The sequence below is a fragment of the Rhodoferax sp. UBA5149 genome (assembly GCF_002413825.1).
In the GTDB taxonomy this organism is placed as follows: Bacteria; Pseudomonadota; Gammaproteobacteria; order Burkholderiales; family Burkholderiaceae_C; genus Rhodoferax.
Genome location: NZ_DHXT01000219.1, coordinates 17913 through 28401 on the forward strand (window position 1 = coordinate 17913; position 10489 = coordinate 28401).

Genomic DNA, 10489 nt, shown 5'->3' on the forward strand with positions numbered 1-10489 from the left:
GTGCTGCCGCGCGGCTACAACCTGCTGCCTAACGCCACGCTGGTCGAGCTGCTGCGCCTGCTGGCGGCGGTCGATCTGGATGGCGATGCCTTTGGCAAGGTGTACGAATACTTTCTGGGCAACTTCGCGCTCAAAGAGGGGCAAAAAGGCGGCGTGTTCTTCACGCCCACCAGCATCGTGCGCCTCATCGTGGAAGTCCTGCAGCCCAACCACGGCCGCATTTTTGACCCGGCCTGCGGCTCGGGCGGCATGTTTGTGCAGTCGGCCGCCTTTGTGCAGCGCCACAAACGCAACGCCACCACCGAGCTGACCGTGTTCGGCACCGAAAAATCCAGCGACACCGTCAAGCTCGCCAAGATGAACCTGGCCGTGCATGGCCTCTCGGGTGACGTCCGCGAGGCCAACACCTACTACGAAGACCCGCACAAGGTGTTGGGTCGCTTCGACTTTGTGATGGCGAATCCACCGTTCAATGTGTCGGGCGTGGACAAAGACCGCATCAAGGACGACGCCCGCTTCCCGCTCGGTCTGCCCAGCACCGACAACGCCAATTATTTGTGGATTCAGCTCTTCCACTCGGCGCTGAACGACACCGGCCGCGCCGGTTTCGTGATGGCCAACTCGGCCGGCGATGCGCGCGGCAGCGAGATGGAAATCCGCAAGAAGCTGATCCAAAGCGGCAGCGTGGACGTGATCGTCAGCATCGGCTCCAACTTCTTCTACACCGTCACGCTGCCCTGCACGCTGTGGTTTTTTGACAAGGCCAAGGCGCAGTTGCCAAAGACCAATCCGCGCAAGGACCTGGTGCTGTTTCTGGATGCGCGGCCCTTCTTCAAACAGGTGACCCGCTCGACGCGCGAGTTCACGCCCGAGCAACTGGAGTTGCTGGCCAACGTGGTGCGGCTGCATCGCGGTGAAGCGCCGGAGTTTGACGCTGGCAGCCAGGCGCTGCTGGAGGATCGCTTTCCGGGTGGCGTGTATGCCGATGTGGCGGGGCTGTGCAAGGCGGCAACGCGGGCCGAGATTGAGGCGCAGGGCTGGAGTTTGAATCCGGGGCGCTATGTCGGCGTGGGGGCCAGGGCGGCGGATGAGTTTGATTTTGCGGAGCGGTTGACTGAGCTGAACGATGAGCTAGAAGCGCTCAATCGCGATGCAGGAGCCCTCGAATCTACGATTGCCGAGGGTGTGACGAGTTTGCTGGGAAGTTTGGCCTGATGGCACCGAAAAAGCCGCTCTTGCTCAATGACGTTTGCGTAGCGATCATTGATTGCGAACATAAGACCGCCCCCATACAACCGGACGGATACCCTTCAATCCGCACACCAAACATTGGTCGTGGGCGGTTAATCCTTGATGGCGTTAACCGGGTATCGGACGAAACCTATCTCCAGTGGACGCAGCGCATGGAGCCACATGCCGACGATCTCATTCTTGCCCGCGAGGCTCCTGTGGGTAACGTCGCAATCGTTCCCAAAAACCTCAAGGTTTGCTTAGGGCAGCGAACTGTCCTGATTCGGCCTGATCAAGCGAAGGTCGTGCCGGGCTACCTTGTTTACTTATTGTTGGGAGATGAGCTTCAGGGACGAATTCATTCTCAATCGAATGGAGCAACTGTTCATCACCTCAATATGAAAGACATTCGGGGCCTGGAGTTGCCGCTACTGCCTTCCATGGATGAACAACGCCGCATCGCCTCCATCCTCTCCGCCTACGACGACCTGATCGAGAACAACACGCGGCGCATCGCGATTCTGGAGGAGATGGCCCGGCGCCTCTACGAAGAGTGGTTCGTCCGCTTCCGCTTCCCCGGCCATGAGGGCGTGCGGATGGTTGAGTCCGAGATGGGTTTGATACCGGAGGGGTGGCGCGTTGACCCGCTCGTAAAAGTCTGCCCATCGAAGGACGGAATCCAGACGGGTCCCTTCGGGAGTCAGCTACACAAGTCTGACTATTCGAGCGAGGGTGTGCCAGTGTTGATGCCGAAGGATTTACTTGGGTTCCGAATCAATACGGAGACGATTGCCCGCATTCCTGAAGCTACCGCACAAAGCCTCCCGCGCCATCGCATGAAGCCGGGAGACATCGTCTATGGCCGGCGAGGGGACATTGGGCGGCGTGCTTTCATCATGGCGCATCAATCCGGGTGGTTCTGTGGAACGGGCTGTCTGCGCATTCGACCTGATCCGGCTGCAATAAATGGCTGGTATCTGTTCAACTATTTTGGGCAGGACAACGTCGTCGGGCTAATTGCCGGGCGGGCACACGGCGTCACGATGCCCAATCTGAACACGCGCCTTTTGGAATCAGTGCCCGTCGTTCGTCCGCCCCGAAGTCTTCAAGATCAATTTGAGCAAGTGACGTTTCCAACCGCTTCACTGCGCGAGACGCTCATTGCTAAAAACATCAACCTCCGCACCACCCGCGACCTGCTGCTCCCCAAACTCATCTCCGGCGAGCTGGACGTGTCCACGCTGCCGGAACCACAGGCCCAAACCATATGAACGCTGGTGATCTGACACTGCTGCTAAGGATGTGGATGCCGAGGGCAAGTACCTGCAGCGGGACCACACGATTCGCCATTACGCTATGCCGAATTGAACGGTATGGCATTGATGGATTTGGAAAACAGCAATATTGAGGTAATCCACTAAATGACTTCGCAGCAATTCTCCTTATTTGAAAACGAAGAGCCGCTTGCCGCACCCGCGGTGGTTGAGCCCGAAGTCACACCTTCCGGCAAGTTCAGTAACTTTGTCGTTTATGTCGATGAAAGCGGCGATCACGGCATGGAGACGGTGGACGACAACTATCCGGTGTTTGTGCTGGCTTTCTGCGTATTTCACAAGCGGCATTACAGCGAAAAAGTGGTGCCAGCCCTGCAGAAGTTCAAGTTCAACCACTTCGGCCACGACTTGGCGGTGCTGCATGAGCATGAAATACGCAAGGAAAAAGGCGATTTCAGATTCCAAACCCGGCAGCACAAGCAGGATTTCCTGGTGGAGCTGACGAGCATCATTGAGGCCAGTAACTTCATTTTGATCAGTTGTGTGATCGACAAGGAGCAACTGCGCAGCAAGCCGGGCGTGCCGCCGAACCCTTATCACTTGGCGCTGGGGTTTTGCCTGGAGACGCTTTACGAGCTGCTGCAGGAGAAAAACCAGGACGACAAGTTAACCCATGTGGTGGTGGAGTGCCGGGGCAAAAAGGAAGATAACGAACTGGAGTTGGAGTTCCGCCGCATTTGCGATGGCTCGAACCGCTGGGGTAGGCCATTGCCCTTTGACGTCAAGTTCGCAGATAAAAAGGTCAATTTGGCAGGCTTGCAATTGGCTGATCTGGTCGCACGGCCCATTGGGTTGAGAGTGCTGCGCCCCGAGCAGGAAAACCGGGCTTTTGATGTGCTCAAGCGCAAATTTTTCTGCTGTGGTGGCCGGAAAAACGTTGGCGAGGGTTTTGAGAATTGGGGCTTGAAAATTTACCCGCTCCCAGAAAGCGAAAAGCCCCGATGAACTCACCGAGGCTGTAACGCCGACCAGGAACCCCCAATCCACTTGTCGGCAAGTATAAAACAGAGACCAAGGCTTTGCGTGACGTTGTGGCGGCTTGTGCGACAAAAATAGGCTAAATCGCTAGCGGGAAGAAAAACCAGACAATTCACAAATCAGCGTTGAATAACTGGATTGGCGTCATAGTTTGTCAATGTTTGGTGTCGGCCATTGACGCTAAGTGATTGATTTGAAATAGATTTCCATGTTCAAACATGTCAATCAATCTTTGTTGGACATTGACAGCGATGTCAGAAGTTGGGGATTGAGCGTGCAAACCCCACAGCGTCGATTCGTTGGATAGATTGGATTCGCGAGGCGAAAGTTAGCCAAGGATTTATCCTATTCGGCGCGCGATTTACTGGCTAAGTGCTTGATTTAAAAGAGATTTAAATAGGATAAATTACAAACGGGAAGCAAATTTATCCAACTGACAAAAACACGCCGAATAACGGTCGGAATGTCAGACTTTGTCAGTTCAAGGGAGGCTCTTCACGAGCCAACAGGTCGTTTTTAACGGGAAACTTGATGTCTCAATTGTCAGTTCGGGAAGTCACCGCCAGCTATGGCGAATTGGTGCTGGTGGAGCAGGCGGCGATGGACTTGCTCGCCGGTCTGGGCTGGACGGTCAAAAACCTGTACGGGGAAACCTTTGGCGAGCAGGGCACCGAGGGCCGGTTGAGCGAACACCAAGTCATCCTGCCGCGCCGTCTGCGCGCCGCGCTGGAGGCGCTGAACCCCGGCCTGCCACTCGACGCCTACGCGCAGGCGGTGGAGCAGATCACGCAAGACCGCTCCAAGCAGATTGCCGTCAATGCCAATCGCGAGCTGTATCGCTTGCTGAAAGACGGCGTCAAGGTCAAGGTGGTGGACGAGGCGGGCGCTCACACCATCGAGACCCTGCGGGTGATCGACTGGGCCACGCCCGGCAACAACGATTTCTTGCTGACCTCGCAAATGTGGGTGGCGGGCGATATGTACCGCCGCCGTTGCGACTTGGTGGCTTTTGTGAATGGTTTGCCGCTGGTGTTCATTGAGCTGAAGAAACCCAGCGTGCCGCTCAAGAGCGCGTATGACGCCAATCTGCGGGACTACAAGGGCCAGTCGGTGCCGCAGTTGTTTCACCCCAATGCTTTCATCCTTTTGTCCAACGGCTCGGACACGCGGGTGGGCACGCTGACCAGCGCGTGGGAGCACTTCTTTGACTGGAAGCGGGTGGATGACGAAGCCGAGGTCATAGATTCCAAAGGCAACGGTAGCAAGGTGTCGCTGGAGCGGGCTTTGCGCGGCCTGCTGGAACCCACGCGCTTGCTGGACTATGTAGAGAACTTCACGGTGTTTGAGGAGGGCAAGGGCGGGTTGATCAAGAAGACGGCCAAGAACCACCAGTTTCTGGGCGTCAACAAGTCGATTGCCCGGCTGGTGGAGTTGCGGGCCGCCCAGCTGAATAGTGGCCAGATGGACGCCAAACGCCTGGGCGTGTTCTGGCACACGCAGGGCTCGGGCAAGAGTTTGTCGATGGTGTTTTTCACGCAGAAGGTGTTGCGACGGGTGCTGGGCAGTTGCACTTTTGTGATCGTGACCGATCGCGAGGAGCTGGACGACCAGATCAGCAAGACCTTCAAGGCCACCGGCGCCACGGCGCGTGAGGATGTGCGGGCCACCAGCGGGGCGCATTTGCGCGAGCTGCTGGGGGGCAATGAGCGCTATATCTTCACGCTGATTCAAAAGTTCAGAAACGAGCCGGGCCAGCCGTACCCGCAGTTGTCGGATCGCTCAGACGTGATCGTGATTACCGACGAGGCGCACCGCAGCCAGTACGACATTTTTGCGCTGAACATGCGCAACGCGCTGCCGAATGCAGGTTTTTTGGGCTTTACCGGCACGCCTCTGATCAAGGGCGATGACGAGCGCACGCGCGAGGTGTTTGGCGACTATGTGAGCGTGTATGACTTTGCCCGCTCGATTGAAGACGGCGCCACCGTGCCGCTGTACTACGAGAACCGCATCCCCGAGGTGCAGCTCACCAATGAGGACCTGAACAAAGACCTGGAAAGCTTGCTGGAAGCGGCTGAGCTGGACGAGGACCAGGAGAAAAAGCTGGAGCGCGAGTTTGGCCGCGAGTACCACATCATCACCCGCGAAGACCGGCTGGACGCGATTGCCAAGGACTTGGTTACGCATTTCACCGGGCGCGGCTACCGTGGCAAAGCCATGATGGTGTGCATCGACAAGGCCACGGCGGTGCGCATGTATGACAAGGTGCAAAGCGCTTGGCAGGCTGAAATTGCACGGCTTAAGTTGGCACTGGTACCCGTGAATCAGGTTGTAGAGGGCGACGCCCGCGAGGCGTTGATCGCCCGCATCCACCTGATGGAAACCACGGACATGGCGGTGGTGGTGTCGCAAGGCCAGAACGAGGTGGAAGACCTGGCCAACAAGGGGCTGAACATCGTGCCGCACCGCCAGCGGATGCTCAAGGAAAACCTGGCCGAGCAGTTCAAGGCCGCCGAGGCGCCGCTGCGTCTGGTCTTTGTCTGCGCCATGTGGATCACTGGTTTTGACGTGCCGACCTGTTCGACCATCTACCTCGACAAACCGATGCGGGCGCACACACTGATGCAGACCATTGCGCGGGCCAACCGCGTGGCGCCGGGCAAAGAGTCGGGCTTGATCGTGGATTACGTGGGCATTTTTCGCGCCTTGCAAAACGCGTTGGCGATTTATGCCCAGCCGGGGGCTGCTGGCGGCGATGCAGCTGCGCCCATTTTGGACAAGACCGAACTGGTGGCGGCGCTCCGCCTGGCGCTGGATGAGGCGGACAGTTTTGCTCAAGCGCGCGGGGTGACCCTGCCCACCATCGCTGCGACTCAAGGGTTTGAGCGCATTGGGCTGATTGACGATGCGGTCGAGGCGTTTTTGGGCACCGAGGCGGACAAAAAGCGTTACCTGCAACTGGCCAGCCGGGTGGCGCGGCTGTTCAAAGCCATCCTGCCCGACCCGATGGCCAACGAGCTGGCACCCTTGTCGGTGCTGGTGGCGTATCTGGCGGCCAAGATCAAGGCGGAAACCGAGCAGCCCGATATTTCCGCCGTGATGGGCGATGTGGAAGACCTGCTGAACGATTCGATTGCCACAGAGGGTTACCGCATTGGACCCGCCAGCCGCGCGGAGTCATTGATCAACCTTTCTGAAATCGACTTTGAGGCGCTGCAAGCCAAGTTCGCCCAGGGCCACAAACGCACCGAGGCGGAAAAGTTGAAACGGCTGATTGAGGGCCGGCTTGCGACGATGCTGAAGCTGAACGCTTCGCGGTTGGACCTGGCTGAGAAATTCCAGAAGCTGATTGACGCCTACAACGCAGGTAGCCAGAACATCGAAGACCTGTTTTCGGAACTGAAGAAATTTGTGCAGGTGCTGTCGGCTGAAGATCAGCGTGGCATCGCAGAGGGTTTGAGCGAAGAGGAGTTGGCGCTGTTCGACATCCTGACCAAGCCGGAGCCGGTGCTGACCAAAGCGGAACAGGCGGACGTGAAGAAAGTCTGCCGCGAGCTGCTGGAGACACTCCGACGCGAAAAGCTGGTTTTTGATTGGCGGGAAAAGCAGCAAACGAAGGCCGCAGTCATGCAAACCTTGAAGCTCGAAATGCGGCGCCTGCCGGTGCAGTACACCAAGGACATCCGAGACGAGAAGTTCGCCCGGGCCTACGCGCATGTGTATGACCATTACTACGGGGCAGGGTTGAGTGCGTATGCTTAACCAGGAATTGCTCTTTATTTGATAGCTACTTGCGCATATTTCACGGGGGCCAGAGCCTGATTTTTCTTAAATTCTCGGTCGTTGGCCGTTGGCCGTTTCGCGTCGCGTCTGCAGCAAGCGCAATTTGTGTGCAAACAACCGCCCGGTGCACTGACGGTGTAAATTCGGCTTGACGTTTAACCATTGGAGAGGGTCGCCATGCAAGTCAACGAACTCATTCAAGAGGCCCTGCGCTTGCCAGCCACAGCGCGGTTTCAGATCATTGACTAGCTCATGCAAAGCCTGGACAAGCCAGACCCAGAAATTGACCGCGTCTGGGGTGAAGAGGCCGTGCGGCGATTGGCCAGTTTTGACGCAGGACGCAGCAAAACCTATTCCCCCGAGGAAGTTTTTGGCCAAGACTGATGCACGTTCGATTTGCAGAGCTAGCCTAGCTCGAATTTGATGAGGCCCGCGCCTGGTATCGGGCGATTCGTCCCGACCTGGGCCGCTCGTTCTCGCAAGAGGTGCGCACCGCCGCACAGCGCATCACCCACATGCCCCTGATGTATCCGCTGGAAATTGGCGACATTCGGCGCTGTGTGCCCGCTGAGCGGATGCCAATGTTCCGTAAATGCTTCGAAAACTTGAATTTAACGCACAAACGGAACATACTCGCAACCCATGTCCACCACCACCCATACCCAGCATGTACTCGCCCTGGCCAGCCAGCACGGGCTGCTGCGCGCCAGCCATTTGCAGGAGCTGGGGATTGCGCGCGTGGTGCTCTCGCGGCTCACCGCCAGCGGCCAGTTGGAGCGCGTGGGGCGCGGTGTGTACCGCTTGCCCGATGCGCAGGGCTCTGAGCACGAGAGCCTGGCCACCATTGCCGTCAAGGTGCCGCAGGCGGTGTTTTGTTTGCTCACGGCTTTGCAGATACACGAGCTCACCACGCAGCTGCCGCGCCAGGTTTGGATCGCCATGCCGCAGGGCAGCCACGCGCCCAAGATGGATTACCCGCCGGTGAAGATGGTGCAGTTTTCGGGCGAGGCGTATGCCGCAGGTGTGGAGGTGATGCAGGTCGATCAGGTGGCGCTGCGGGTGTACGGCGTGGCCAAGACGGTGGCCGACTGCTTCAAGCACCGCAACAAGATCGGGCTTGATGTGGCCATCGAGGCGCTCAAGGATGCCTTGGCCCAGAGGAAGGCCACAGCGGATGACCTGTGGCGCTTCGCCAAGATTTGTCGGGTTGCCAATGTGATGCGCCCCTATCTTGAAGCCTTGGGGCACGGGGGCTAAATGGGTCATGATCTCGCCGCTTCCGTTCGGGCACGTCTGCTCAATATTGCCAAGGCCGAGCAGACCGATTTCAACTCGGTACTGGTGCGCTACGCGCTGGAGCGGTTTTTGTACCGGCTGGGCCAGTCGGCCCACGCAGACCACTTTGTACTCAAAGGCGCGATGCTGTTCAACCTGTGGTACGCCATGCCGCACCGGCCCACGCGGGATGTGGATCTACTGGGCTTTGGGGCCAGTGATCTGCACTCCATAGCGCAAGCGTTCCGCGAAATCGTGATCGTGGCGGCGGAAGACGGCATTGTTTTCGACGCAGCCAGCGTGCGTGTGGAAGAGATTCGCAAAAACGCGGGCTATGCAGGTGCGCGGGTGATCGTGTCGGCAGAGCTGGCACGCGCCCGCTGCAAGACTCAAATTGACGTTGGGTTTGGCGATGCGGTCACACCGGGGCCGGTGGATGCCGTCTATCCGGTGCTGCTTGCCGACTTTGCCGCACCGCGCTTGCGAACCTATCCAGTCTATACGGTCATCGCAGAAAAGCTGCACGCCATCGTGCTGCTTGGCATGACCAACAGCCGGTTGAAGGACTATCTGGATCTCTCGGTATTGCTGGAGCGCGAGGCGCTGGATCCGGCCACCTTGGCCACCGCCATTGCGGCTACATTCACCCGCCGTGGCACCGCGTTGCCAACAGAGCTGCCGATTGGTTTGAGTGACGAGTTTGCCAACGATCAATCGCGGCAAGCTTTGTGGGCGGCGTTCCTCAAAAAGAACGCACTGCCACCAGCGCCATTGCCCAGCGTCGTTGCCACGTTGCGCACCACACTGCAGCCAGCACTGAGGCACGCCGCATCGACCGATCATTTGCTATCAAACAGATAGCTGCTTACGCACATTCTGCGGGGGCTACAGGTCGTTTTAGCATATGGCCTGTGGCACATCCGTTTGGCTCCCGCCCGCTCCCCGTTGCTACACCACCAACCTCGAATGCCCAATCCCCCCGCCCTTCTCCACCCGGATCTGCGCGGAAATGCGTTCCTTGAGCGCTTCCACGTGGCTGATGATGCCGATCATCTTGCCGCTGGCATTGAGTGAATCCAGCGCGGTGAGCGCAATCTCCAGGGTGTCACCATCCAACGAGCCAAAGCCTTCGTCGAGAAAGAGCGAATCGATGGACGTTTTGTTGCTCACCAAGTCCGACAGCGCCAAGGCCAGGGCCAGGCTGACCAGAAAGCCTTCACCGCCCGACAGGGTGCGCGTGTCGCGTGTGGCATCGCCTTGCCACCCATCCACAATGTCCAGCTCCAGTTCCCCCGTGGGCTTGCGGCGCAGCAGGTAGCGGCCATGCAGGCGTGCCAGGTGGCGGTTGGCGAGCTGCAGCAAATGGTCCAGCGTGAGGCCTTGGGCAAACTTGCGGAACTTGTCGCCTTTGGCGGAGCCTATCAAGCCGTCCAGCCGCTGCCAGATATCCGACTCCACGGTTTGGTCGTTGATTTGCTCAAACAATGCTTGCTGAGCTATTCGGTGCTGCGCGTCGCTGGCGAGCAAGGCGCGCTGGGCGCCGATTTGCTCGCTCAAGTGACTGCGCTGCGCTTCCAGCGCCGCCAGTTGCGTGGCGATGTCTTCGGGTGGCAGCGGCGTGAGCGCCTGTGCCTGCAACTGCGCGTGTTTGTCGCGTGCGGCCTGCAGCAGTGCGCTGGCCCGCTGTTGCGCGGCGTGCAGTGATTCTTTCAGCACGGTCAGGCGCTGGCGTTCTGGCTCGGGCAAGAGTGCGGCCTCAAACGCTGACGCATCAGCAAAGGGGCTGGAGTGCAGGGCGGCGTGCCACGCGTTTTTTGCGGTCGCCAAAGCAATACTTTGTTGGGCGAGCGCAGCTTGGGCCTGGGCGTGGCGGCCGTTCAGCGCGGCTA

General features: G+C 58.6%; 8 protein-coding genes. 7 read left to right on the forward strand and 1 reads right to left on the reverse strand.

Features of this window, described 5'->3' with window-relative positions; translation table 11 throughout:
• From B3V69_RS19625 to B3V69_RS19655, 7 genes are all read left to right on the forward strand, one after another.
• Positions 1-1215, forward strand: a 1215-nt coding sequence (locus B3V69_RS19625) for an HsdM family class I SAM-dependent methyltransferase (RefSeq protein WP_296449156.1), incomplete at its 5' end; no start/stop codon positions are given.
• On the forward strand, positions 1215-2501 hold the full coding sequence (locus B3V69_RS19630; protein ID WP_296449159.1) for a restriction endonuclease subunit S: 1287 nt from the start codon (positions 1215-1217) through the stop codon (positions 2499-2501). The genes B3V69_RS19625 and B3V69_RS19630, both read left to right, overlap by 1 nt.
• A 150-nt stretch (positions 2502-2651) precedes the next feature.
• Complete coding sequence (locus tag B3V69_RS19635) at positions 2652-3509, forward strand: DUF3800 domain-containing protein (RefSeq protein ID WP_296449162.1); 858 nt, start codon at positions 2652-2654, stop codon at positions 3507-3509.
• 564 nt (positions 3510-4073) lie between these two features.
• Positions 4074-7304: a type I restriction endonuclease subunit R gene (locus tag B3V69_RS19640; protein ID WP_296449165.1), complete on the forward strand. Its 3231-nt coding sequence runs from the start codon at positions 4074-4076 to the stop codon at positions 7302-7304.
• 273 nt (positions 7305-7577) lie between these two features.
• Complete coding sequence (locus tag B3V69_RS19645) at positions 7578-7709, forward strand: addiction module protein (protein ID WP_296449168.1); 132 nt, start codon at positions 7578-7580, stop codon at positions 7707-7709.
• A 258-nt stretch (positions 7710-7967) separates the two neighbouring features.
• A complete protein-coding gene (locus B3V69_RS19650; protein WP_296449171.1) occupies positions 7968-8582 on the forward strand; it encodes a type IV toxin-antitoxin system AbiEi family antitoxin domain-containing protein in 615 nt (204 codons plus the stop codon).
• A complete protein-coding gene (locus B3V69_RS19655) occupies positions 8583-9461 on the forward strand; it encodes a nucleotidyl transferase AbiEii/AbiGii toxin family protein (protein WP_296449174.1) in 879 nt (292 codons plus the stop codon).
• 87 nt (positions 9462-9548) lie between these two features.
• Here the strand turns inward: B3V69_RS19655 and B3V69_RS19660 are convergent.
• Positions 9549-10489, reverse strand: a 941-nt coding sequence (locus tag B3V69_RS19660; protein WP_296449177.1) for an SbcC/MukB-like Walker B domain-containing protein, incomplete at its 5' end; no start/stop codon positions are given.

Coding starts and splice junctions, on each gene's coding strand:
- B3V69_RS19655 (WP_296449174.1), top strand. CDS start 8,583: ATGGGTCATGATCTCGCCGCTTCCGTTCGGGCACGTCTGCTCAATATT.
- B3V69_RS19635 (WP_296449162.1), top strand. CDS start 2,652: ATGACTTCGCAGCAATTCTCCTTATTTGAAAACGAAGAGCCGCTTGCC.
- B3V69_RS19640 (WP_296449165.1), top strand. CDS start 4,074: ATGTCTCAATTGTCAGTTCGGGAAGTCACCGCCAGCTATGGCGAATTG.
- B3V69_RS19630 (WP_296449159.1), top strand. CDS start 1,215: ATGGCACCGAAAAAGCCGCTCTTGCTCAATGACGTTTGCGTAGCGATC.
- B3V69_RS19645 (WP_296449168.1), top strand. CDS start 7,578: ATGCAAAGCCTGGACAAGCCAGACCCAGAAATTGACCGCGTCTGGGGT.
- B3V69_RS19650 (WP_296449171.1), top strand. CDS start 7,968: ATGTCCACCACCACCCATACCCAGCATGTACTCGCCCTGGCCAGCCAG.